A 22,208-nucleotide genomic window follows, 5' to 3' on the forward strand; every position below is an offset into this window, starting at 1 on the left:
CTGTAGAGGCGCCCGTTTCCGACGATCTCATGCCGCCTATCTCATTCAAACAGTGAAAGCTGATCACCGGGTCTAGGCGGCGGCCGAAACCGATCGCAGCGCAACACAGACATCTCCTGATCCAGACCCAAACGGGCGCTGGCAAGTTTGAACCTTTGCGCAATGATGTCGGCATAGGCCCCCTGCCCGCGCATTCGGCGCCCCCAATCCGCGGCGTAATCCTGACCGTCATGCATCTCGCGCACCAGGCCCATAACCCGCTTTGCCCGGTCCGGCACATGCGCGTCCAGCCATTCGCGAAAGAGCGCAGACACCTCCAACGGCAGCCGCAGCATCACCCATGTCGCCGCCGTCGCCCCCGCCTTGGCCCCGGCAGCCAGCAATGGTTCAATCTCGTGGCAGGTCAGCCCGGGAATGATTGGCGAGGTCATAATTCGCACAGGAATGCAGGCTTCGGCCAGTCGAGAAATCATTCTCAATCGCCGCTTCGGCGCAGGCGCACGCGGCTCCAATTTCCGCGACATCTCCGCATCGAGCGTTGTCACGGATATGCCGACTTTCACCAGCCCGCGCGTGGCCATATCCGACAGGATGTCGATATCACGTTCAATCAAACTTCCCTTGGTGACGATCGCGACCGGATGGTTGAAATCGGACAGAATCTGAAGGCAGGCACGCATGATTCCAAACTTTTTCTCAATCGGTTGATAGGGATCTGTATTTGTCCCGATGGCGATGGGAGCGACCTGATAGGTTTTGTTCCTCAGTTCCCTGGCCAAAACCCGCGGTATCTCGGGACGCGCCACCAATCGGGTTTCAAAGTCCAAACCGGCTGACAAACCTAGCCAGGCGTGCGTGGGCCGGGCAAAGCAATAGATGCACCCATGCTCACACCCGCGATACGGGTTGATTGACCGGTCAAAGGGCAAATCAGGTGAACGATTGTAGGTAATGGACTTTCGCGGACATTCCACACTGACCTCTGTGCGCAATGGGCGAACCTCATCGTCCATATCCCAGCCATCCGCTTCAAATGGTCTCTCATGCGTTTCATAGCGCCCGGTTTTATTGCTCACGGCCCCACGTCCTGCACGGCGCAAACTCGGGTCGTATGAGAGAGATTTTTCCTGCATGGTGCGATTTAAGAACAAAAAAGGAACATATGCAATAAACTTATATATCTCCTCGAAAGTTTTCGCACTATGGCGAGGCAAATCTGCGTTAGAAGTCGGGGAAAGCGCCACCTATGTCGCAATTCGAACAGTGAATTTCGAAACTTTCGGTGAATGCTCAGTCAGTATACATGCGCGCACGCTTGCGCCCGAGCCCCAAGGATAAAGCCAATGTCCGACGAAGAAGACGACATCATCCTCAGCGAACTCGATGACGAGGAACTTGTCCAACAGATGTGGGATGACCTCTATGACGGTCTCAAGGAAGAGATTGAAGAGGGTGTGAATATCCTGCTCGAACGCAAATGGGAGCCCTACAGGGTCCTGACCGAGGCGCTTGTGGGCGGCATGACAATTGTTGGGAAAGACTTCCGCGACGGCATATTGTTTGTACCCGAAGTGCTACTTGCGGCGAATGCAATGAAGGGCGGCATGGCCATCCTCAAGCCGCTTCTGGCCGAAACTGGCGCACCGCGCGTGGGCAAGATGGTCATCGGCACGGTCAAGGGCGACATCCACGACATCGGCAAGAACCTTGTCGGGATGATGATGGAAGGTGCTGGGTTTGAGGTGGTCGATCTGGGCATCAACAACCCTGTTGAGAACTACCTTGAGGCGATTGAGACCGAACAGCCGGATATCCTTGGCATGTCGGCTCTGCTCACGACCACAATGCCCTACATGAAGGTCGTCATCGACACGATGGTCGAACAGGGCATTCGCGATGATTACATCGTTCTCGTGGGCGGCGCGCCGCTGAATGAGGAATTCGGCAAGGCCATCGGCGCGGACGCTTATTGTCGGGACGCGGCGGTCGCAGTGGAAACCGCCAAGGAGCTGGTGGGCCGCAAGCACAATCAGGGTGCGACGGGCTAAGCCGTTACACCGGCCAATTATTGTTAAGCGAGGTCTGTTTGGGCCTCGCTTCTTTGTTTGCAGTCGCAAGGCGCAAAAACTCGCCATGCCCGACCCCAATTTTCGACATAGTTTTCTGAAAAAACACCTCCGTCACGAAATGGGTCCGGATCGGCTGAATGCCTCTTCTAATCACGAGTAAATGGCTGTGGTTGAGCGTTTTTGCCATCCTGGTGGTAAATCTCGTGGCCTTTTGGGCAACGCGCGCGACGCTCTCGTTCGTTGGCCTTGGGCTCTATGTGAAACTGGCGCTCACGTTTGGCGGATTCTGGATTTGTATGCTGAAGGTGTCGCAACGCGGCAAAATTCGATCTCCGCTGGTGCCGAAGCTGCAAGCCTTCTGCGAAGGTATGCTGTTTATGTGCTGTATCTCCGTTGTGATCCCTCCGCTCAACCATCTGACAATGATGATCCCGTTCCCTTTTCAGGACGTCCTGCTGGCCGGATGGGACGAAAGCCTGGGGTTCAACTGGGTTGCGTATTTTGAATGGGTTCACGGACGCCCCATGTTGATTTCGCTGTTGGATCAAGCATATGTGTGGCTGTCTATGGTCGGGCTTATGGGCATGACAGCCCTGATTTTCTCCGGCGACTGGCTACGCACGCGATTTTATATGGACGTCTTCTTTTACACGGCCGTTATATGCGTTCTGGTCGGTGCCCTGTTCCCGGCCATGGCTGCCGTGGACCGCTATGTTCTTGATCCATCAATCTACACAAACTTCCCAGAGCCGCCGGGTGTGTATCATATCCCATATTTCGAGATGCTGCGCGACCCTCAGGTTAGCGTTTTGATCAGTCCCGTCGGTTTGCCCGGTCTGGTGACCTTTCCATCATATCACACGGCCTCCGGTGTTCTTCTGGCGATTTGCTTTTTCCGCACTTGGATGTTTTGGCCGATGTCGCTCTATTCGATCATCATGATTGCGTCGACGCCTGTGTTTGGCGGGCATTATTTTGTGGACATATTCGCCGGCGCTTTGTTCGCGATCGCGGCGGTTGTTCTGCTTGCAAAACGCCCACACTATCGTGACGTTTTTGGCGCAAAACCAATCAAACTTAAGTCGCTTGATAATCCCGAATTGGCGTAACCGAGCGCGCGATCCCAAGTTGTCAGTTGTAAGCTGGAAACATCGGCAACTATCATTCGCATGAGGTACGTAAATGACCAAAGTGCCTGACGACAAAACGCTCACCGAATACGGCTTTTCCGAAAGGCACAAAGGTCAGATTCTGCTCATCGCATGCGGCGCCCTGGCGCGCGAAATTCTTGCGCTTAAAGAGACCAATGGCTGGGATCACATGGTTCTCCAATGTCTGCCTGCGAAATACCACCTTTACCCGGACAAGATCACAGACGCAGTGGAAGACACCGTTAGAAAACATCGCAACAGCTATGAGCGCATCTTTGTTGTTTATGCCGATTGCGGCACAGGTGGGCTGTTGCAGAAGAAATGTGAAGAACTTGGTGTGGACATGGTCGCTGGCCCGCATTGCTACTCCTTCTTCGAAGGCAACGATGATTTTGCCAAGCGTGACGAAATCACTGCCTTTTACCTGACGGATTTTCTGGTCAAACAATTCGATGCATTCGTATGGAAACCAATGGGACTCGATCGGCATCCAGAGCTACGCGATATGCTTTTCGGCAACTACACCAAACTGGTCTACCAGGCACAAGTGGAGGACCCTGCCCTGCGCGCCAAGGCCGAAGACTGCGCCAATCGACTGGGTCTGGATTATGAGTACCGCTTCACGGGCTACGGCGATTTGGCCAAGGCGCTGAAATCTCAAGCCTGAGCTTTAACTTGCTTAAAATACCCCAGAAAGTACCAAGGATTGGCTCCTGGTTCACAGCGTTCATGACACCGCCCTGAGTTCACGCCGCTTCTGAAGCGACGGCCCTGATCCTCTCGATCATTGCGCGCAAGCCGTTTGAGCGCTGTGCCGACAGATGATCATTCAAGCCCAGCCGCGCCAATTCGCCATGAGCGTCCACCTGAGGCACATCGCGCACAGCCATATCGTTATAAAGTGCTCTGAGCACGGCGATCAGTCCGCGCACGATCATCGCATCGCTGTCGCCATCAAAGCGAAACGTGCCGCCTGTGACCTGTGGATGCAACCATACCTGACTGGCGCAGCCATCCACCTTGGTGGCCGTCACTTTCAGTGCGTCCTCCAAAGGATCCATTGCCTTACCCTGCTCAATTACATAGCGATAACGATCTTCCCATTCCTCGAGAAATTCGAAATCTTCGACGATTGCTTCAAACGCTTCGCTTGCCACGCGCCTGATCCTTTTGGTTTATGCTGATCCACAGGTAGGCGCAGTGTCCAAGGACGTCCAGAGTGAATTCATTCCATTGTCTTGCCCGAACCGGAGACAAACTTCGCGCGCTTGCATCTTTTCAAGCCGCAGAGGATCGGGTACTCGGGTAACAGGTGAATAAAGGCGGTGATGATGCGCGGCGTAGTTTCTGTTCTCTTGATTGGCACTCTGGTCCTGTCCAGTTGCAGCGCGTGGCGCGAGTCGCGGGCCAACCCGTCCAACTGGTTTGGCAACAGCAGATCGGCGGTCGTGGAAACGCGCGCGCAAACCCCAACGACGATTGCACCAGACGACCGTCAGACGAACAACCCGCTGATTGACACACGAGGCGGGAATCAATTGGTCCGGCGCAATGTCACCACTGTTCAGCGCACCGGTCTTTTTCGCCGTCGCAACGCGCAAGTGCAGTATGAAGGCACGCTTGTGGACGAAGTGACCGACCTCGTTGTGGAACGCACGCCCACTGGTGCGATTGTTCGCGTTACAGGTCTGCCGAACCGCGAAGGGGCGTTCGACGTGCGTCTTTTGCGGGTTAATCTTGATGGTCCGGTGGATGGCGTGCTGGAATATACGTTGAACGCGGTCCAGCCTGTTCAAACGCGTGTTGGCACGCAACGCACCCGTGAGGTGAAAGCCGGCGCATTTATTGGCAACGCGCTTTTGGAAGACGTGCGTGAAATTCGTGTCTCTGCCGAACGCAACGTTTTATCGACGCGACGTTAGAAGCTCACGACGTTCAAAGTTCAACTGTGCAGATTGTGCCGCCTTTGGCGCCCAGAGCGACTTCACCATTGCAAAGCCGAAGCGCATCCGCGCCGAATACATCATAGCGCCACCCTCCCAGTGCAGGTACATCCCGTTCACCCGCTGATATCGCATCAAGATCAGCAGCAGAGGCGATCAGTTTGGACGCGACCGCGTATTCCTCGGTCTTGGCCTTGAGCAAAACGCGCAGAAGGTCCGCCAAAGCTGGGTTGACCTGAAGCTTATCACGGGACCGGTCCGGTTTGGGCAGGTCATCATTGGCACAGGCGACGCCGGTCTCAACGGCTTTGAGGATACCATCCGCAATGTCTCCTCGACGCGCTTCGCGCAGCAAGAGCCGCGCACGTGACAGGTCTTTGTGTGATCCGGGTTTGGTTGACGCAAGCTCAACCAGCGCATCATCCTTGAAAACACGATTACGTGGTACATTGCGCGTCTGTGCATATTCTTCGCGAAACCGTGCCAGTTCACGGACAATGGCTAAGAACCGTCCAGAGACGTTACGTGTTTTCACGCGCAGCCAGGCATCTTCGGGGCGGGTGATATAGGTTTCGGGGTTTGTCAGAACCTCCATCTCCTCTGCCACCCATTTGTCGCGTCCTGTCTCGGACAGTTTGGCCGACAAGTGTTCGTAGATCTGCCGCAAATGCGTGACGTCAGCGAGGGCGTATTTCTTCTGCGCGCTGGTCAGCGGACGCCGCGACCAGTCGGTAAATCGTGAGGTTTTGTCCAGCGATTGTTTGGGAATGCGACGCACCAGCGTCTCGTAACCCACTTGTTCTCCAAACCCACACACCATCGCCGCTACCTGCGTGTCAAAGAGAGGCGCCGGGATCAGCCCACCATCAACATGGAAAATTTCTAGGTCCTGCCGAGCGGCATGAAAGACCTTGACCACGCCGGGTGCGCGAAAAAGATCATACAGTGGCTCCAACGACATGGAGGCGCCCTCAATGGGATCAACCAGGACAGCATCGTCATCATTGCGCCCTGGCAAGGCCAGTTGGATAAGGCACAGCTTGGAATAGTAACTGCGTTCGCGGAGGAATTCGGTATCAACCGTCACATAGTCCACATCCTGAGCGCGTTTGCAAAATTCGGACAGCTCATCGGTGGTTGTGATCGTCTTCATATTCAGCGGGTCTTGTCTCTTGTTGGTTTTATCAGGCCCGGTGCCTTAACCCGGTATAGGGGAGGTGCTCAGAAATGAAAACGCCTGAATTCATGGCAAAAGCACGGGTGTCTTGTCACCTTCCGCGAAACGTTTCAATACGGCAGGGTACAGAATATGCTCTTGCTCCAGCACACGTGCAGCCAATATGTCGGGCGTGTCGCCCGAAAGGACCGGCACCCGCGCCTGCCCCAACAGCGGTCCGTCATCAAGCTCCAGACGCACCTCATGCACGCTGCACCCGGCTTCGGTCTCTCCGGCCTCCAAAGCGCGCGCATGGGTGTTGAGGCCTTTGTATTTCGGTAAGAGCGAAGGGTGAATGTTGATCATCTGCCCTGCCCAGCGGGAAATGAAACGTTCGGTGAAGATCCGCATGAAGCCAGCAAAACAGATAATGTCCGGCGCATGTGCAGCCAGCGTTTCGTTGAGTACGGCCTCAAAGGCATCCTGGTCGCCCTTGAAGGGACGGTGGTCCACCACATCTGTGGCGACACCGAGGGTCTGCGCCTTGGTCAATCCCGCAGCTTCTGCATTGTTGGACACTGCTACCACAGGTCTAGCGGGGTGATCGCCGACCATGCTTTCAATCAGCGCCACCATGTTGGAGCCGCCACCAGAAAACAGGATCGCCACGCGTTTGGTCAAGACAGCGTTCCAGTGTAAGACACGCCCTGCCCTGCGGTCACATGGCCCAAACGAACAACGGTCTCACCTTCACCTTCAAGAAGCGCGACCAATGCCTCGGCCTGGCCCTCGGCCACGGCCAGAACCATGCCAATGCCGCAGTTAAAAGTTTTGAGCATTTCTGCCTCGGCCATGCCGCCAGTGGCTTGGAGCCATTTGAAAACAGGAGGCAATTCATAAGACCCAAGATCAATCTGCGCCATCATGCCGTCTGGCAGAACCCGCGGGATATTCTCGGTCAATCCGCCCCCGGTGATATGCGCCAGAGCATGCACGCCCCCTGCCCTCACCGCTGCCAGCGCCTGTTTCACATAAAGCCGCGTTGGCGTCAGAAGCGCTGCGCCCAATGTGCCGTCATCCCAGGGACACTCCGCATCCCAGCCAAGGCCAGAGACCTCCACCAGCTTGCGCACCAAAGAATAGCCATTGGAATGCACCCCATCCGAGGTGAGCCCAAGCAGCACATCGCCCTCAACCACCCCGGCAGGCAGGTCTGCACCACGCTCCATCGCACCCACGGCAAAGCCTGCGAGGTCAAAATCACCGTCAGGATACATCCCCGGCATCTCGGCGGTCTCACCGCCAATGAGCGCACAGCCAGACCGCACACAGCCCTCCGCAATGCCCTCAATAATGCGCGCCGCACTGTCGGTATCGAGTTTTCCAGTCGCGAAGTAGTCAAGGAAGAAAAGCGGTTCTGCCCCTTGGCATACAAGGTCATTGACGCACATCGCCACCAGATCAATGCCCACACCGTCCACATTGCCGGTATCAATTGCGATGCGCAGCTTCGTGCCCACCCCATCTGTGGCGGCCACAAGAATGGGGTCGTTGTACCCGGCGGCTTTAAGATCAAAAAGCGCGCCAAACCCGCCAAGCCCGGCCATCACGCCGGACCGCGTCGTGCGCTTGGCCGCAGGCTTGATCCGGTCGACAAGTGCATTGCCTGCATCGATATCCACACCTGCATCCGCATAGGTGATGCCGTTCTTGCCGTCGCTCATGGCCCGCTCCGCTTTGGTCCTGCGGTGTTCGGTTAGACCATCATGCTGGCCCGCGCAATCACAAAGCCTTGACGCTCCACGTCTGCCCGCCTAGGACGATCCCAGGTCGGGCCTGTAGCTCAATTGGTTAGAGCAGAGCGCTCATAACGCTTTGGTTGGGGGTTCGAGTCCCTCCGGGCCTACCATCGTTCACTGCACTTTACGCAATCGTGATCCGCCGCCCCTTGCGCGATTGCCTTGCGCAGTCCTAATCCGTAACGAGAATAAGGACGACCAAAATGCCCAAGGCGACCCTCTACCGGATGGACCTGCCCAACTACACCTGCGGCTATGGTACCGCGGCGCGTGATCTTCTGCGCAGTAATGGTTTTGACATCGAAGAACACATCCTGCGCACACGGGCGGCGACGGACAAGTTCAAGGATAAGCATCACATCACCACCACACCGCTTGTCTTCATCGATGGTGTCAAGATCGGAGGTTACACTGATCTAAAGAAACATCTCAAAGCGCAAAAGCCCAAAAAGAAGCGGTTCTGGCAGCGGTGACTGGCGTGAAACGATTGACAGTTTGTTAAAGCGTTTCGCGTGCGAAACATTTAAGTAGAGGCGTTTTCTGCGCAGAAAACAGACCAGAAAATACGTATTTTCTGCGCTGGAATTTTTGAAAATTCCAATCCCTCACCGCCCGATCACGATATCCGCCTGCAATCCACCCAGGGCCTTGCTTTGCCCAAGCCTCAGGGTTCCGCCATGGGCGCGTGCGATGTCCATGGCAATCGACAAACCGAGCCCGACACCGGTCCCAAGGTTCTGATTGCGCGCCTCGACCAGCCGGGCGAAGGGTTTGAGCGCCTCTTCGCGCCGGTCTTCGGGGATGCCGGGGCCATTATCCTCAATCCGGATGCGCAGGGCGCGATCTGTGATCTGAACTGAAACTTCAGCTTTCTTGCCGTAACGTACTGCGTTGCCGACGAGGTTCTCCACCGCCCTTCGGATGCCGCCGGGGCGCAATGGCACATCACCTTCCCCTTCTGATTGCGTCAATGTGACGTCCTTGCCTTCTCTCTGGAACCCGCCAACCACATCCAGAACCAACGCATGTGGATCAACTGGTTCCGGCTCACCCTCTTGCGCGCCCTGGGCGAAATCGAGGAATTCCGTGATCAGCCGTTCCATGTCTTTTACATCGCGTTCCAGCGGAGCGCGATTGGCCTCATCCATCATACTGAGCGCCAGCTTCAGCCGGGTAATGGGTGTGCGCAGATCGTGGCTGACACCCGAGAGCATCATCGTGCGCTGCTCAATCTGCCTCTCAATGCGCGCGCGCATGTCCAGAAACGCATGCCCCGCTGCGCGCACCTCGACAGACCCCGCCGGGCGATATTCGACATGCCGCCCTCGGCCAAAGGCCTCTGACGCGGAGGCCAGCCGCGTGATGGGACGCAGTTGATTGCGCAGGTAAAAATAGGCGATGACCGTCATGATGCCCGAAAACACCACCATATTGACCAAAAGCTGATGCGGATTGGAGGCTGACACCCGCCGACGGTCAAAGGTCAGGCGGAACGCATCTGTGCCGTTCTGGAAATAGAGATGCACTTCCTTTTCATTCGGCAATTCAATCGCTTTGACCGATGGCAGCAATTGGGTGAATTCCCGGATCACAAACGCCCCGGTGAAGTCGTACCAGCGTCGGGTGTTCTGGAGCGGCAGTTCGGCCATGGCTACATCCTCTACCATGACCTGAAGCGTTGCTGCCACGCCACTTTGTGCAATCTCTTCTGCGGTTTCACCACTATTGAGCAGCACACGCACTTCGCGGCTTGCGGTGCGCGTCATCTGATTGGTCACACCCTCAAAATGGCGCTGGATGAAAATAACAGAGACCACAAGCATCAGTGTGATCACCGGCAAAAGCAGGATAAGAAAGGCCCGGCCATACAAGCTGCGGGGCATATAGCGTTTGAGCCAGCGGAACGACATGCGCTAAACGTAGCGGCAGGCAGAGCAGACGGAAAGAGCGATCAGCATGGATGAGTTTGATCCCACACCGGGTGTGGTCGCAGATTTGGGGGATGGCATCCGTCGTATTCTTGCACCCAACCCGTCACCTATGACCTTTCGGGGAACGAACACCTATCTTGTCGGCGCAACCGATGTGGCGGTGATAGACCCCGGACCTGCGGATGAAAACCATCTATCGGCCATTCTCACGGCCCTTGCTCCGGATCAGCGTATCACGCATATCTTTGTCACCCATAGCCACCTTGATCATTCTCCCCTGTCCCCGGTCCTGGCACGCGAAACCGGGGCCAAAGTTCACGCGTTTGGGCCGTCCCGCGCCGGGCGCAGTGCCGTCATGCAAGGCCTTGCCGCCGCCGGGTTGACGGATGCCGGTGAAGGCGTGGATCCTGATTTCGCGCCCGATGTTGTGTTGGAGGATGGTGCGCAAATGGAGGGCCCTGACTGGAGCCTGACCGCTCTCTGGACGCCGGGGCATCTGGGCAACCACCTGTGCTTTGCCATGGGCGACGTGATCTTCAGCGGAGATCTCGTCATGGGCTGGGCCAGCTCTCTGGTCGCGCCGCCCGATGGGGACCTGACCGATTTTATGGCTTCCTGCCGCAGGTTAAGACAAATGAACGCCCGCGTTCTGCATGCCGGTCACGGTGCCCCGATCACCGACCCTGCCGCGCGGATCGACTGGCTCATCGCCCACCGAAATGAGCGGGAAGCGGCGATCCTGACAGCACTGAGCACAGCCCCCGCCACCGCAGAAGCGCTCACACGACAAATTTACACCGACACGCCCCAAGCCCTTCTGCCCGCTGCCGAACGCAACGTGCTGGCGCATCTTATTGACCTGCATGGCAAAAACACCGTGCACCCGGTGGGCGAGCTGACGCGCGATGCCATCTTCGCCCTGACCTGAGGTCGTTACGGGCGCGCAGAGAAAAATTTGTCACAATCCCTCTGGACGCGCAGAATCCAGATTGCTATATCCCGCTCGTTGGTCCGGCGTAGCTCAGCGGTAGAGCAGTTGACTGTTAATCAATTGGTCGTAGGTTCGATCCCTACCGCCGGAGCCAAAATTCTCAATAATATTAATATTTTATCTACCGCTACAATTTTTAGCCCATGCATATCTTGCCCGGGGTAACATTTGGGGTAACACAAAATGAAACTCACAATCGAAAACGTAATCGAAGAACGTCTGCTTCTAAAACAGGGAAAATATGTGCAGACTTGTGCGCATATTGAAAAGATCCTTTGGATGGTTTTGCTGCAAATTAGCGGACTAAGAGTTGAAGACTTAGACGAGTTGCACGAACTCATGCAGCACCGCAAATCCACCGCTAAGCTACGGAGCAGGTTGAAAAAGCTTTCTAGCGATGTTGATGACGCCGCGTTGAGCGAACTCAGCTCTATTTTGGAACAGATCGATGACGAAATCGACTCAAGACATATGGCTGTGCATGGCGCTTGGCAGCAAAATGCAGATGGCAAGATTCACTGCGAGTACTATAAAAATCTCGGCACTGCAAAAAACCCAAATTGGCAAATCTATGCAGACCCCATTTCCGAAGAAGAAATTGACTATGCATTGCAAACAGTCGACGACTTGTTAAAGCGCAGCTGGGAAGTATGCAAATCGGTCGACGCAGTGAACAAAAAAGAGACCCTAGGGATCAGCAGGACAAATAGTAAACTGCCGAAACAATCGGTCCGGCCAGCGACAAGAAGTACGAACATAGCATAAGGCGCCCGTTTTGCTGCATCAGTGCTGCGTTTTCCTTAATGTCTTGATCGTGAAAACCGCCCACCTGCTCTAGAACTTCAGCGAACATTCTATCTTTGGAAATATCTTCGCGCCAATTCTTGAACTCTCCGCCGGGCGTACCGAACAAGACCGGACGCGCTGACCACCCAGCGAACCCAGCGGCAAGCAACAGAAATGCAGCGCAGATCAGAAGTGCTTCTTTATTGGAAGTGCTGTCAGCCAGTCCTACCAAGATTGCAGCCGCCGCAAACAGGCATCCTTGACTTATGTTAGGCTGAGTTGACAGGTCTTGTTTACAGTCCGCATAGCAGATTTAATAACATCTCCCAAAGTACTGAATATACGCATTAAACATTCCCTCTTGGTCAGCAAAATTACCAATCAGCACTCGGCAATTCCATGCGACTACCCCTTCCGATCGAAGAAAAGATAACCTTCGGTTGGTCGACTTTAGGCATAGTTTGTTCCCGTTACCCAAAAACGTGAACGTCCGATTTCGCCGAAATACTTGATCCCTCGGGATGAACCCGCAACACTGCATCAGCAACCGGGGGTACTTATGACAAAGTCTACACACTGGCTCGTAATCGTGGGGTCTTTGACCATCATTGGCCTGCTGCCGATCCCTGCCACGTCGGGAGAGGTTTTGCGCATGGCGCATGATGTTGGCTCCGGGGGGTTGTCCAACCTTGATCCCATCGACAAGGGCCGTGTGCTTCAGATCACAGAAAAAACCATGAATCGGCTCATCAGACCCAATGCTGAGGGGCGGCCTTCACCTGATCTTGCCAAATCCTGGTCGACCAACGAGGACGGTACGGTCTGGACTTTAAACTTAAGGAATGATGTTCGCTTTCATGACGGGACTACTTTTGATGCCGATGATGTTGTCTATTCGCTCAATCGCATACTTGATCCCCAGCGTGACAGCCCGGCCCGATCCGTCATTGAGATGGTTAAGTCAGTGCATGCAAAAGACAAGACCACGGTAAAGCTTACCCTGCATGCCACCTTTGCCGATTTGCCGTTGCAGTTGATGGATGCGCGTCTGCGTATGATCCCCGAAGGGTCAGATGATACAATCGCCAAAACCGGGATCGGCACAGGCCCCTTCAAAATCTCGAAATTTGACGCAGACGGCATCACGGTTCTGGAGGCAAATGAAGACTATTGGGAAGGCGCTCCCAAGCTTAACCGCATAGAACTTATTGGTATTCCAGACTCCAATACCCGACTGCAGGCGTTTCTGGCCGGTCAACTCGACATGGAACGCGGGGTCAAGCCGCTGATGCGGCGGGCGCTTCTGCGGTCCGATCGCTATGTGGTGCAGGATATTCCAACTGGCAACTGGTCAGGTCTGGTCTTTCGGACCGATGTGGCCCCGTTTGACGATGTACGCGTCCGCCGCGCTTTGCGGCTCGTTGTCGATCGCGAAGAAATGCTGAAACTGGCCCTTGATGGTGGCGGCATAATCAGCTGTGACACCCCGGTGGCGCCAAATGATCAATATCGCGGTGAGCAAAACTGCCCTCAAGACATTGAACAAGCCAAGGCGCTTTTGGCTGAAGCTGGTTACCCCGATGGGCTCACAATAAAGCTACATGTCGCGCCCATTGATGGGATATGGTCGTCTATGGCGGTGGTGTTTCAACAGCAGGCCGCCAAAGCCGGTATAAAGGTGAAAATTGTCAACGCGGCCGCTGATGGCTATTGGTCTGAGGTTTGGATGAAGAAAGACATGTTCGCTACCAGCTGGGGTGAACGTCCGGCTCATCAGGCCCTGAGTGAGGCGTTTTCGTCCGAGGCCAAATGGAACGAAAGTTACCTGAGTGATCACAACTTTGACTTCGCCCTCGAACGCGCGCAGGCTGAACTTGATTTCTACGACCGCAAGCAGGCCTACATTGAAGTTCAGGATTACCTTGCTCAAATCTCGGGCACTTTGATCCCTTTCCACCGCAGCCAGCTTGTGGCGCTGTCCCCCCGCGTGAAAAATGTGCCCGCGGTCAAAAGCGACCGAATTATGTGGCATGAAGTGGATGTGGTGGATGAGGGATCTTAAGGAAACCACATACCGTATCTTATTGGCATTGAACTAAATATACGTCCTCTTGCTCAAAAGCATCAGATCAAAAGCAATATGCTGATCTGCCAAATTTCAGCCAAACTTGGCGTTTACTTTCCTTAAACGCGCACGGTTTGCTCCAATGAACACAGCGCTTTTGTATGCTTGTTCTTGGTTGGCTCCGCGCAAGGAAACAACCAAATTCAGCCGTAAATGGTCAAAGATAAACTGACAGCCAAAGACGAAAGAGGAACGCGATCCAGACAAAACATCCCGCCTGACAGAAGAAAGCTGTCGCGCCCGGAGTATTTGGCTCGCGTAAAGATATCCACGATGCCCGACATCAACGGAACCGGCAATGCTGACAATATCGACGTCACTGACGACGATGGCACGCTGAACGGCACCCCCCAAGGTACGCCGATTGATGATATCACTGCGCGGGGTGGTGATGACACGATCTCCGTGACAGACAGCACTATCGCCAATGATGTTCGCGGCAACGCCGGGTCTGATGATATCACAATATCAGGCAGCACTGTGTCCGGTCAGGTGAATAACGGGCGCAATGCCGACACGGTGAGCATTGAAGGTTCCGATGTTGGCAATGTCCGGCTTGGCAATGGCAATGATACGCTTGACTTTATCAGCACCACAGTCACCGGTGACATACGCGGCGGCGGTGGAACAGATACGCTTAACCTACCCGTTGGAACGGTTGTAACCGATGCCACATTTGGCACCTTTACCGTTACAACGGGCGGCAGCTATAGCCTGTCAAACGGCACCTTTACATTGCCGTCCGGGATCACGAACAGCTACAGGACTTTTGAGAACGGGACCGGTTTGCATGTTTCACAAGGGATACCTTGATTGAGACGGCAAAAGGACCGATTGCAATTCAAAAGCTAGCTCCAGGTGATGTTGTTCTCACATCAGGCGTTGGACCCAAGAAAATCCGTTGGATAGGTAGTCACGCCATTGGTTGCGCTGAATTGAGCGCGGAGCCAAAGCTGCGTCCGGTGCGTATCACCGCAGGGGCCCTGGGTCATGGGCTTCCCAAAAGAGACCTCCTTGTGTCGCGGCAGCACCGCATGCTCGTTCGTTCAAAAGTCGCCGCGCGTATGTTTGGAAATTCAGAAGTATTGCTGTCGGCCATAAGGTTGACAGACATGCCCGGAATTTACCTCGACGGCTCCGTTGAGAGCGTTGAGTATTTCCACCTTCTGTTTGATCGACATGAGGTCATCTTTGCTGAAGGCGCGCCGACTGAGAGCCTGTTCACAGGCCCGGAAGCGCTCAAATCTCTTGGTTCCGAGGCGAGAAACGAAATCTTGTCCATTCTGCCTGAAGTGGCGGACTTGAAGTACGCGCCTCAACCTGCCCGGTTCATTCCTCCAAGACACCGGCAAACACGGCTTGTCGAACGCCACATACGAAACGGGAAACCTCTTGTGCGTGCAGCGGGTTAATTTTCTTCGGAGAAAAAGAGGAGTTGCAGCACCTTTTGAATGCGTCCCTCCTCAGTAATTCCCAGCCACATATTTCGCAATCGCCGCCCCGCGGGAGTTCACTTCAAGCTTCTGATAGATCGCTTTGAGGTAGTATTTCACCGTATTCTCGCTCAGCCCCAGCCGTGCGGAAATCTGGAAATTCGTCAGTCCATCGCCCAAAAGTCCGAGGATCTCATGCTCGCGCCGCGACAGGGTATCCGCTGCCTCGGACGTCAGCTTACGCAAGATATCCGTAGGCACAATTGAATGACCCTCAATCAGCTTGCCCAAAATGCGTGGCAGGCTGGTGAGCACCTGCCCCATCATGCACACTGAATTGGCCCCGGACTTGATCGCTGTGCGGATAAACGCGAATTCACTGTCTTCAGCCACCACGACAACCATCACCTCAGGATGATCTTTGCGCACCATATCAAGCACATGGGTCAAATCGCCATCCGCCAGACGCACGCCTAAGATCAGAATTGTCTTACCCCTGGTCCTCGACAACAACGCCTTGAGACTGGCTTTGTCGGTTGCGTATTCACCAAGCTCCACCTCGGCAATCTGCGCCACAAGAGATCCGATTCCCTGACACACAATCAATTGCCTGTCCGCCACAATCACATGCGGAAGGTCATCTGTCGGAATGGGAGGGTTTTGAGCCAATGCCATCATATCCCGGGCAATTTTCATACCGAATCTCTCTTTCGACTATAGCCATCTGCCCAGTTTCAGATGGTATGCTTTACGACACTAGAGCATCAGAACCCGATGAAATCAAAAGAAAATTCCGCATACAAAAGTATGCCGACCGGGATTTCGCGGCTTTTTCTCACCCTTGCGGGTAGGAATTACCTACCCTTTGGGCAGTTTCGGGGGCTTTGACGAAAAAACCCTCTTTTCAGACGAAAATTGCATGTTAGCTCCGTCGATCAACGAGACAGATTATGGAGCGCGACGACAATGAACGGATTTCAGCACCTTTACATTCCTGGGCCCACCAATGTGCCTGAGCCTGTCCGTCAGGCGATGAACCTGCCCATGGAAGACATGCGCGCTCCGGACTTCCCGGATTTTGTCCAAGGTCTGCTGATTGATCTCAAAAAGGCCTACCGCATGGAGACAGGTCGGATTTTCGTGTTTCCATCATCCGGCACCGGTGCTTGGGAATCCGCCATTCAGAATACGCTTCAGAAGGGTGACAAGGTTCTGATGTCGCGGTTTGGTCAGTTTTCTCTTCTCTGGGTCGATATGGCCGAGCGCCTGGGCCTTGATGTCGAAGTGATCGACGTCGAATGGGGCAAAGGTGTGCCGGTCGAAGACTACGCGACGCGTCTTGCTGCTGACAAAGAGCACAAGATCAAAGCCGTGTTTGCGACGCAAAACGAAACCGCCACAGGCGTGACGTCAGACATAGAAGGCGTGCGCAAGGCGCTTGATGCCGCTGACCACCCAGCGATGCTATTTGTTGATGGCGTTAGCTCCATCGCCTCAATTGAATTTGAGATGGACAAATGGGGCGTGGACCTCGCCGTCTCCGGCTCTCAGAAAGGCTTCATGCTGCCTGCAGGTCTTGGCATTCTTGGCGCCTCGAAAAAAGCGCTTGCTGCCAACAAGGCGCTTGAAAATGCCGGTATGGCGCGCTGCTATTTCAGCTTTGAAGATATGATCAAGCTGAACGATACCGGTTATTTCCCTTACACCCCTGCGACCCAGCTGCTGCGCGGTCTGCGCTGTTCACTCGACATGATGCTGGAAACCGGCATGGAAAGCATCTGGGCGCGCCACAAGCGCTTGGCAGAAGGCGTTCGTGCCGCTGTCGACGCTTGGGATGGATGTGAATTGGTGGCACGCGGTCCCGACTGGCACTCGGATACCGTTTCGGCGATTTACGCCCCTGAAGGTGTGGATGCACGCGACGTGATTTCGACCGCCTATTATAAATACCAGACCTCGCTGGGCACCGGTCTCAACAAACTGATGGGCAAAGCCTTCCGCATTGGGCATTTGGGGTCTCTCAACCCGGTCATGCTGTGCGGTGCGATTTCAGCGGCGGAAATGGCATTGGTTGACGCCGGTGCGAAAATTGAGCCAGGGTCCGGTGTGGCCGCGGCACAGGCCGAGTTCCGTGCAACCACACCCAATGTGAACGCGCCGGTCGTGAAAGCGGCCTGAAGGACAGGAAGATAAATGAAAATTTTGGTGACCAGGGCCTGGCCCAAGGCGGCAGAAGACCGTCTTGAGCAGGCCGGGCTTGGCGAAGTGACGCTGCGCAATCCCGACACGTCCATGAGCCATGAGGAGTGGATGGCTGCGGCAGAGACCTATGACGTGATCATGCCCACCGTCTCGGATAAAATTCCGGCGGAGTTTTACCCGGCCGCGAAAGGCAAGCTGAAGATCTTTGCCAACTACGGCGTAGGTTTCAATCACATTGATATCGACGCGGCGCACGCCAATGGCATTGCGGTCACCAACACGCCTGATGTGCTCACCGATTGCACGGCTGACTTGGCGATGGGCCTGATGTTTGCCGCCGCCCGCCGTATCGGCGAAGGTGAGCGTGAAACACGGGCTGGTGGTTGGGAAGGCTGGCGACCCACGCATATGATCGGCAAGAAGGTCACCGGGGCCACAATCGGCATCATCGGGTTTGGCCGCATCGGTCAGGCGATGGCGCGCCGGGCGCATAACGGGTTTGGCATGCGCGTGGTGTTTCAGGATGCGTGGGACGTGCCAGACGACATCAAGGCGGCCAATGGCAATGCGGAACAATTGGGCTCAATGACAGAGGTTGCGGCGCAATCCGATTTCCTGTCCCTGCACTGCCCCGGTGGCGCAGATACCTACAAAATGATCAACGCCGATGTGTTCGGCGCTTTGAAACCCGGCGCGATCCTAGTGAATTCAGCGCGCGGCGATGTGGTGGATGAAGATGCGCTCTTTGATGCGCTTGATAGTGGTAAACTGTCTGCGGCGGGACTGGATGTGTATCACAATGAACCTGCGCTTGATCCGCGGTTTCTGAAATACGACAACATCGTTCTGGCGCCGCATTTGGGAAGCGCCACAGACGGCACGCGAGAGGCAATGGGCCATCGCGCCATCGACAATCTCGAAGCGTTCCTGAAAGGTGAGCATCCCGGGGATCTGGTAACGCCGGGCAAGGATTAACTCGGTCTTAACAAAAGAGATCAAGTATCGGGCCATGACACAAAATGGCACGATTATGCCTGAACATTGGATGGCAGGCATCTTTGCTGCAAAAGCCGCGCGCGATGGAAGCGTGATCAGGCGGAGCGTACGAGATATCGAACGTTTTGTTGGTCGGACTACATTCCTGCGAGAGCTTGAGCGTCGCGGGTTTCAAGCGGCTGAGAATGCCGGCCAGCTAGTCATTTTTTGTAACCGCGAACCGATACGCCGCATTTTGTAGAAGCGTGTTTGCCGCAACGGAATTGGAAAATTGCAATTTTCCAATGTGGAATTTTGCAAAATTCCACATCCCTGTGAAACTGCATGTAGCCAAAACACTATGACTTTAATAAGAAAATCCACTCCTCCGCATCCCATTGCATCCAGAAACCCGTTCAATGGGTAGCCCGCGCCTACCCGCGGTGCGCAATTTATTACCCGCAGGGACGTAGCTCTGCCAGCAGACATATTCCACATTGAAAGCATACTTCTCAAAGGAGGGTCCGTTTGATGGATATCCACGAATACCAGGCCAAGAAACTGCTCAGCAAATTCGGTGTTAACATTCCGCGCGGGGGCATTGCCTACAGCCCGGAACAGGCTGTTTATCGCTGCTCCGAGCTTTCGGGCGATTCTTGGGTGGTCAAAGCGCAAATCCACTCAGGTGCCCGCGGCAAAGCAGGCGGTGTGCGCATCTGCAAAAGCGAAGAAGAGATTTGGGATGCCGCGCAATGGATGCTCGGCCGCAAGCTGGTAACTCATCAAACCGGGCCTCAAGGCAAAATGGTCAGCCGCCTCTATATCGAGGAGGCCACGGATATTGCGCAGGAAATTTACCTGGGCTTCGTGATGGACCGCAAATTGGAGCGCGTGGTCGTGGTCGCCTCTGCCGAAGGTGGCATGGAGATTGAAGAGATTTCTGCCGAAGAGCCTGACTCGATCATACGGTCTGTCGTTGATCCGGCCGTTGGCATGCAGGCCTTTCAGGCACGTGAGATTGCGTTCTCCCTTGGGTTGGAACCCCAACTCATCGCGCAGGCGAGCAAGACCATCATGGGCTGTTATCAGATGATGTCCGAAATGGACGCCAATATGGTTGAGATCAACCCACTGGTGGTAACATCCAGCAATGAGATTGTAGCGCTCGACGCCAAAGTGAGCTTTGACACCAATGCGCTCTACCGGCACCCCAAAATTTCCGAGCTGCGCGATAAAAGTCAGGAAGACCCACGCGAAACCTATGCCGGTGATCGCGGCCTGAACTACATCGGGCTCGAAGGTGAAATTGGTTGCATCGTGAATGGCGCAGGCTTGGCCATGGCGACGCTCGACATGATCAAGATGGCCGGTGGGGAACCTGCCAACTTCCTCGATGTGGGCGGCGGAGCGAGCCCTGAGCGGGTTCTGAAATCCTTCAAGGCGGTGCTCAATGATCCCAATGTTGAAGCCATCCTTGTGAACATCTTCGCGGGCATCAACCGCTGCGACTGGATTGCCGAGGGGGTGATCCTCGCGGTCAAGGAACTTGATCTCAAAATGCCTTTGGTGGTGCGCCTGTCGGGCACAAATGTTGAAGAAGGTCTCAAGCTGCTCGCAGAAAGTGGCCTGAACATTGAAACAGCGAATTCGTTGGCCGAGGCTGCAGACAAAGTCGTCACGGCATGGCGCGCAACTCAAATGGCGGAGGCAAGCTGATGGCTATTCTCATCAACAAAGACACCAAGGTTCTTGTCACCGGCATCACCGGCCGCATCGGAAGCTTTCACACCCAGGACATGATCAATCACGGCACCAATGTCGTGGGTGGCGTCACCCCCGGTAAGGGCGGCACCAAACACCTGGACCTGCCTGTGTTCAACACCGTCAAAGGCGCTGTGGCCGAAACCGGCGCCGATCTGGTGGTGAGCTTTGTACCCCTCCCTTTGCTGCCGATAGCATCATGGAAGCCGCGGATGCGGGTATCAAAACCTGTGTCTGCATCGCAGACGGTATCCCCGCACAGGACATGATCCACGTCAAACGCTACATGCGCCGCTACAAGGAAGAAAAGCGCATGCGCCTGATCGGTCCCAACTGTGCGGGCATCATTACTCCAGGCGAAGGCTTTGCCGGTCTGATGCCGCCGCATATCTACAAGCCTGGTCGCGTGGGCATCGTCGGACGCTCAGGCACGTTGGGATATGAGGCGGCCAGCCAGATGAGTGAGCGCGGCATTGGCGTGTCGTCCTCCATCGGCATCGGCGGGGATCCGATTAATGGGTCAAGCTTCAAGGATATTCTGGAACTGTTCGAAGCCGATCCTGACACAGATGCCGTGGTTCTGGTCGGTGAGATTGGCGGCCCTCAAGAAGCGGAGGCCGCCGAATACATCCGGGATCACATGAGCAAACCGGTCGCGGCCTATATTGCGGGTCTTTCGGCTCCCAAAGGACGGCGTATGGGCCACGCCGGCGCCATCGTGTCAGCCTTTGGCGAATCCGCACAAGAAAAAGTCGACATCCTGCAAGAGGCCGGTGTGACCATTGTCCCCACACCGTCCTCTTTCGGGGACGCCGTCGAAAAGATGGTGGCGTAACCTCTTCCTGCAGCCACTGTCAAAAAAACTCCGGTGCTTTAGCTGCACCGGAGTTTCTTTTTCTCAATACCTTAAGGACGTTACTTCAAGCAGATTCAGCGTGCTCCGCCAAGGCTTCTGCCCGCCTCGCCAGAGCATCCAGCGCATCCAGCGCAGGACGGGGAACCACAGGCACCTCAATGCGCTGCACCTCGCCGGGTTGAGCATTGCGCAATTGATCAAGCTCTGCCTCTTTCTCGGTCATTTTGTCCTCGGATTCACGCAGCTTGTCCTGAACCCCTGCGGTTTTGTCGGCCAGCATCAATCCCGCCATCAGCAACATACGCGCTTCTGGAATGCGCCCGATCTGCGCCGTTAAAAGACTGGCCTCTTCATCCAGCATCGCCGCCGCCGCACGCAGGTAATGCTCTTCGCCTTCCTGACAGGCGACTTCAAACTTGCGGCCACCGATTTCCACATCAACTTCCGGCATCAGGCATTCTCCTGCTCATTTGCGCCAGCGTCCGAGGCGCTATCGATCAAAGCTTGAAGTTCGGCCATCACGGCATCGGTCTCGGCACGGTCGGCCTCCCGGCTGGCACGCAGACTTTCCAACTCAGCCATCATCGATTTGTTTATCAGATGCGCCTCCCCAACTCCTTCGGAATTGGCAATTCTTAGGGCGGTGTTGTTTTGTCTCAATTGCTCATTGGCCTGACGCAAAGATTGTAACTGCCGATCCAGTTTGGCCAGAGCTTGCGTGCTTTGCGCGCGCACGTCGTCAATCTCCGTTGCCATGGCTTCTTTGCTGTCTTTCAATGCTTTGACGCGCTCTTCGAGCTGTTCGTTCGCAAGTTTTTCATCGTCCAGAGCGCGTTGCAGCTCTGCCACCGTTTGTGCATCATCGGCCTCGCTCTGCGCATCCAGTTGCCGGCCGATACGGTCCAACGCGGCACTGATCCTGCGCTGATACTCTTCGATTTCGCTCATATTCCTCTGTCCCTGTCGTCATGCGGCATCAAACTCATCGCGAATCGTTTGGGTGCCTAATTGAAGGTTACTTTAGCCAAAG

The 22,208-nt window shown here is 55.2% G+C and carries 22 protein-coding genes, 2 tRNA genes and 1 pseudogene; 16 read left to right on the forward strand and 9 right to left on the reverse strand.

Annotation, left to right across the window (positions count from 1 at the left end; translation table 11 throughout):
* Nucleotides 1-41: 41 nt before the first annotated feature.
* Nucleotides 42-1,133 (reverse strand): PA0069 family radical SAM protein, encoded by a 1,092-nt coding sequence (locus tag RZS32_RS17190; RefSeq protein ID WP_317054778.1) that lies wholly within the window; start codon nt 1,131-1,133, stop codon nt 42-44.
* A gap of 210 nt (nt 1,134-1,343) precedes the next feature.
* On the opposite strand from RZS32_RS17190, the gene RZS32_RS17195 reads away from it, so the two are divergent.
* The 3 genes from RZS32_RS17195 to RZS32_RS17205 all read left to right on the forward strand — a co-directional run bounded on the left by RZS32_RS17195 (nt 1,344) and on the right by RZS32_RS17205 (nt 3,887).
* The gene (locus RZS32_RS17195; protein WP_317054779.1) at nt 1,344-2,048 is read left to right on the forward strand and encodes a corrinoid protein; all 705 of its coding nucleotides are present in this window, start codon (nt 1,344-1,346) and stop codon (nt 2,046-2,048) included.
* A gap of 158 nt (nt 2,049-2,206) precedes the next feature.
* Nucleotides 2,207-3,178, forward strand: coding sequence for a phosphatase PAP2 family protein (locus RZS32_RS17200; RefSeq protein ID WP_317054780.1), 972 nt, complete (start codon nt 2,207-2,209; stop codon nt 3,176-3,178).
* Between the two features lie 73 nt (nt 3,179-3,251).
* On the forward strand, nt 3,252-3,887 hold the full coding sequence (locus RZS32_RS17205) for a DUF1638 domain-containing protein (RefSeq protein WP_317054781.1): 636 nt from the start codon (nt 3,252-3,254) through the stop codon (nt 3,885-3,887).
* Between the two features lie 79 nt (nt 3,888-3,966).
* Here the strand turns inward: RZS32_RS17205 and RZS32_RS17210 are convergent, their stop codons facing one another.
* Nucleotides 3,967-4,377 carry a SufE family protein gene (locus RZS32_RS17210; RefSeq protein ID WP_317054782.1) on the reverse strand — a complete coding sequence of 137 codons (411 nt, stop codon included), beginning with the start codon at nt 4,375-4,377 and terminating at the stop codon, nt 3,967-3,969.
* A gap of 174 nt (nt 4,378-4,551) precedes the next feature.
* On the opposite strand from RZS32_RS17210, the gene RZS32_RS17215 reads away from it, so the two are divergent.
* Nucleotides 4,552-5,142: a hypothetical protein gene (locus tag RZS32_RS17215; RefSeq protein ID WP_317054783.1), complete on the forward strand. Its 591-nt coding sequence runs from the start codon at nt 4,552-4,554 to the stop codon at nt 5,140-5,142.
* Nucleotides 5,143-5,155: 13 nt separating this feature from the next.
* On the opposite strand, the gene rnd is transcribed toward RZS32_RS17215, so the two are convergent.
* The 3 genes from rnd to purM all read right to left on the reverse strand — a co-directional run bounded on the left by rnd (nt 5,156) and on the right by purM (nt 8,043).
* Complete coding sequence (gene rnd, locus RZS32_RS17220) at nt 5,156-6,316, reverse strand: ribonuclease D (protein WP_317054784.1); 1,161 nt, start codon at nt 6,314-6,316, stop codon at nt 5,156-5,158.
* 90 nt (nt 6,317-6,406) lie between these two features.
* Complete coding sequence (purN, locus tag RZS32_RS17225; RefSeq protein WP_317054785.1) at nt 6,407-7,000, reverse strand: phosphoribosylglycinamide formyltransferase; 594 nt, start codon at nt 6,998-7,000, stop codon at nt 6,407-6,409.
* The gene (gene purM, locus RZS32_RS17230) at nt 6,997-8,043 is read right to left on the reverse strand and encodes a phosphoribosylformylglycinamidine cyclo-ligase (protein WP_317054786.1); all 1,047 of its coding nucleotides are present in this window, start codon (nt 8,041-8,043) and stop codon (nt 6,997-6,999) included. The genes purN and purM overlap by 4 nt, the downstream gene beginning before the upstream one ends.
* A gap of 108 nt (nt 8,044-8,151) precedes the next feature.
* Between purM and RZS32_RS17235 the strand changes: the two genes are divergently transcribed.
* Nucleotides 8,152-8,228, forward strand: a tRNA-Ile gene (locus tag RZS32_RS17235).
* A gap of 93 nt (nt 8,229-8,321) precedes the next feature.
* Nucleotides 8,322-8,591, forward strand: coding sequence for a glutaredoxin family protein (locus RZS32_RS17240; RefSeq protein ID WP_317054787.1), 270 nt, complete (start codon nt 8,322-8,324; stop codon nt 8,589-8,591).
* Between the two features lie 132 nt (nt 8,592-8,723).
* Here the strand turns inward: RZS32_RS17240 and RZS32_RS17245 are convergent, their stop codons facing one another.
* Nucleotides 8,724-10,028: an ATP-binding protein gene (locus RZS32_RS17245; RefSeq protein WP_317054788.1), complete on the reverse strand. Its 1,305-nt coding sequence runs from the start codon at nt 10,026-10,028 to the stop codon at nt 8,724-8,726.
* A gap of 46 nt (nt 10,029-10,074) precedes the next feature.
* Between RZS32_RS17245 and RZS32_RS17250 the strand changes: the two genes are divergently transcribed.
* The 6 genes from RZS32_RS17250 to RZS32_RS17275 all read left to right on the forward strand — a co-directional run bounded on the left by RZS32_RS17250 (nt 10,075) and on the right by RZS32_RS17275 (nt 15,363).
* Entirely contained in the window at nt 10,075-10,977 is a 903-nt protein-coding gene (locus tag RZS32_RS17250) for an MBL fold metallo-hydrolase (RefSeq protein WP_317054789.1), read from the forward strand.
* Nucleotides 10,978-11,059: 82 nt separating this feature from the next.
* A tRNA-Asn gene (locus RZS32_RS17255) sits at nt 11,060-11,134 on the forward strand.
* A gap of 89 nt (nt 11,135-11,223) precedes the next feature.
* Nucleotides 11,224-11,805 carry a hypothetical protein gene (locus tag RZS32_RS17260; RefSeq protein WP_317054790.1) on the forward strand — a complete coding sequence of 194 codons (582 nt, stop codon included), beginning with the start codon at nt 11,224-11,226 and terminating at the stop codon, nt 11,803-11,805.
* A 580-nt stretch (nt 11,806-12,385) separates the two neighbouring features.
* The gene (locus tag RZS32_RS17265) at nt 12,386-13,888 is read left to right on the forward strand and encodes an ABC transporter substrate-binding protein (protein ID WP_317054791.1); all 1,503 of its coding nucleotides are present in this window, start codon (nt 12,386-12,388) and stop codon (nt 13,886-13,888) included.
* A 336-nt stretch (nt 13,889-14,224) separates the two neighbouring features.
* Nucleotides 14,225-14,764, forward strand: a complete 540-nt coding sequence (locus RZS32_RS17270) for a hypothetical protein (protein WP_317054792.1) — start codon at nt 14,225-14,227, stop codon at nt 14,762-14,764.
* Complete coding sequence (locus RZS32_RS17275; RefSeq protein ID WP_317054793.1) at nt 14,761-15,363, forward strand: Hint domain-containing protein; 603 nt, start codon at nt 14,761-14,763, stop codon at nt 15,361-15,363. The genes RZS32_RS17270 and RZS32_RS17275 overlap by 4 nt, the downstream gene beginning before the upstream one ends.
* Nucleotides 15,364-15,414: 51 nt before the next feature.
* On the opposite strand, the gene RZS32_RS17280 is transcribed toward RZS32_RS17275, so the two are convergent.
* The gene (locus tag RZS32_RS17280; protein WP_317054794.1) at nt 15,415-16,080 is read right to left on the reverse strand and encodes a helix-turn-helix transcriptional regulator; all 666 of its coding nucleotides are present in this window, start codon (nt 16,078-16,080) and stop codon (nt 15,415-15,417) included.
* 270 nt (nt 16,081-16,350) lie between these two features.
* On the opposite strand from RZS32_RS17280, the gene RZS32_RS17285 reads away from it, so the two are divergent.
* The 4 genes and pseudogenes from RZS32_RS17285 (at nt 16,351) to sucD (ending at nt 21,157) form a co-directional block, all read left to right on the forward strand.
* Nucleotides 16,351-17,562 (forward strand): aminotransferase class V-fold PLP-dependent enzyme, encoded by a 1,212-nt coding sequence (locus RZS32_RS17285; protein WP_317054795.1) that lies wholly within the window; start codon nt 16,351-16,353, stop codon nt 17,560-17,562.
* A 15-nt stretch (nt 17,563-17,577) separates the two neighbouring features.
* Nucleotides 17,578-18,561: a 2-hydroxyacid dehydrogenase gene (locus RZS32_RS17290; protein WP_317054796.1), complete on the forward strand. Its 984-nt coding sequence runs from the start codon at nt 17,578-17,580 to the stop codon at nt 18,559-18,561.
* A gap of 531 nt (nt 18,562-19,092) precedes the next feature.
* Nucleotides 19,093-20,277, forward strand: a complete 1,185-nt coding sequence (locus RZS32_RS17295; protein WP_317054797.1) for a malate--CoA ligase subunit beta — start codon at nt 19,093-19,095, stop codon at nt 20,275-20,277.
* Nucleotides 20,277-21,157 (forward strand): annotated as a pseudogene (gene sucD, locus RZS32_RS17300) (succinate--CoA ligase subunit alpha). Before RZS32_RS17295 ends, sucD begins: the two are co-directional and overlap by 1 nt.
* 85 nt (nt 21,158-21,242) lie before the next feature.
* On the opposite strand, the gene RZS32_RS17305 reads toward sucD, so the two are convergent.
* The gene (locus RZS32_RS17305) at nt 21,243-21,629 is read right to left on the reverse strand and encodes a cell division protein ZapA (RefSeq protein WP_317054799.1); all 387 of its coding nucleotides are present in this window, start codon (nt 21,627-21,629) and stop codon (nt 21,243-21,245) included.
* The gene (locus RZS32_RS17310; RefSeq protein WP_317054800.1) at nt 21,629-22,126 is read right to left on the reverse strand and encodes a hypothetical protein; all 498 of its coding nucleotides are present in this window, start codon (nt 22,124-22,126) and stop codon (nt 21,629-21,631) included. Before RZS32_RS17310 ends, RZS32_RS17305 begins: the two co-directional genes overlap by 1 nt.
* Nucleotides 22,127-22,208: the final 82 nt, after the last annotated feature.

This window comes from Roseovarius sp. W115, assembly GCF_032842945.2.
Classification (GTDB): Bacteria; Pseudomonadota; Alphaproteobacteria; order Rhodobacterales; family Rhodobacteraceae; genus Roseovarius; species Roseovarius rhodophyticola.

Excerpts from the sequence above, each read along its gene's own strand:
- RZS32_RS17310 (WP_317054800.1), bottom strand. The coding sequence starts at position 22,126 with ATGAGCGAAATCGAAGAGTATCAGCGCAGGATCAGTGCCGCGTTGGAC.
- RZS32_RS17270 (WP_317054792.1), top strand. The coding sequence starts at position 14,225 with ATGCCCGACATCAACGGAACCGGCAATGCTGACAATATCGACGTCACT.
- RZS32_RS17280 (WP_317054794.1), bottom strand. The coding sequence starts at position 16,080 with ATGAAAATTGCCCGGGATATGATGGCATTGGCTCAAAACCCTCCCATT.
- RZS32_RS17305 (WP_317054799.1), bottom strand. The coding sequence starts at position 21,629 with ATGCCGGAAGTTGATGTGGAAATCGGTGGCCGCAAGTTTGAAGTCGCC.
- RZS32_RS17245 (WP_317054788.1), bottom strand. The coding sequence starts at position 10,028 with ATGTCGTTCCGCTGGCTCAAACGCTATATGCCCCGCAGCTTGTATGGC.
- RZS32_RS17190 (WP_317054778.1), bottom strand. The coding sequence starts at position 1,133 with ATGCAGGAAAAATCTCTCTCATACGACCCGAGTTTGCGCCGTGCAGGA.
- rnd (WP_317054784.1), bottom strand. The coding sequence starts at position 6,316 with ATGAAGACGATCACAACCACCGATGAGCTGTCCGAATTTTGCAAACGC.
- purM (WP_317054786.1), bottom strand. The coding sequence starts at position 8,043 with ATGAGCGACGGCAAGAACGGCATCACCTATGCGGATGCAGGTGTGGAT.
- RZS32_RS17195 (WP_317054779.1), top strand. The coding sequence starts at position 1,344 with ATGTCCGACGAAGAAGACGACATCATCCTCAGCGAACTCGATGACGAG.
- RZS32_RS17265 (WP_317054791.1), top strand. The coding sequence starts at position 12,386 with ATGACAAAGTCTACACACTGGCTCGTAATCGTGGGGTCTTTGACCATC.
- RZS32_RS17285 (WP_317054795.1), top strand. The coding sequence starts at position 16,351 with ATGAACGGATTTCAGCACCTTTACATTCCTGGGCCCACCAATGTGCCT.
- RZS32_RS17260 (WP_317054790.1), top strand. The coding sequence starts at position 11,224 with ATGAAACTCACAATCGAAAACGTAATCGAAGAACGTCTGCTTCTAAAA.
- RZS32_RS17250 (WP_317054789.1), top strand. The coding sequence starts at position 10,075 with ATGGATGAGTTTGATCCCACACCGGGTGTGGTCGCAGATTTGGGGGAT.
- RZS32_RS17200 (WP_317054780.1), top strand. The coding sequence starts at position 2,207 with ATGCCTCTTCTAATCACGAGTAAATGGCTGTGGTTGAGCGTTTTTGCC.
- RZS32_RS17215 (WP_317054783.1), top strand. The coding sequence starts at position 4,552 with ATGCGCGGCGTAGTTTCTGTTCTCTTGATTGGCACTCTGGTCCTGTCC.
- RZS32_RS17240 (WP_317054787.1), top strand. The coding sequence starts at position 8,322 with ATGCCCAAGGCGACCCTCTACCGGATGGACCTGCCCAACTACACCTGC.
- RZS32_RS17295 (WP_317054797.1), top strand. The coding sequence starts at position 19,093 with ATGGATATCCACGAATACCAGGCCAAGAAACTGCTCAGCAAATTCGGT.
- RZS32_RS17205 (WP_317054781.1), top strand. The coding sequence starts at position 3,252 with ATGACCAAAGTGCCTGACGACAAAACGCTCACCGAATACGGCTTTTCC.
- RZS32_RS17290 (WP_317054796.1), top strand. The coding sequence starts at position 17,578 with ATGAAAATTTTGGTGACCAGGGCCTGGCCCAAGGCGGCAGAAGACCGT.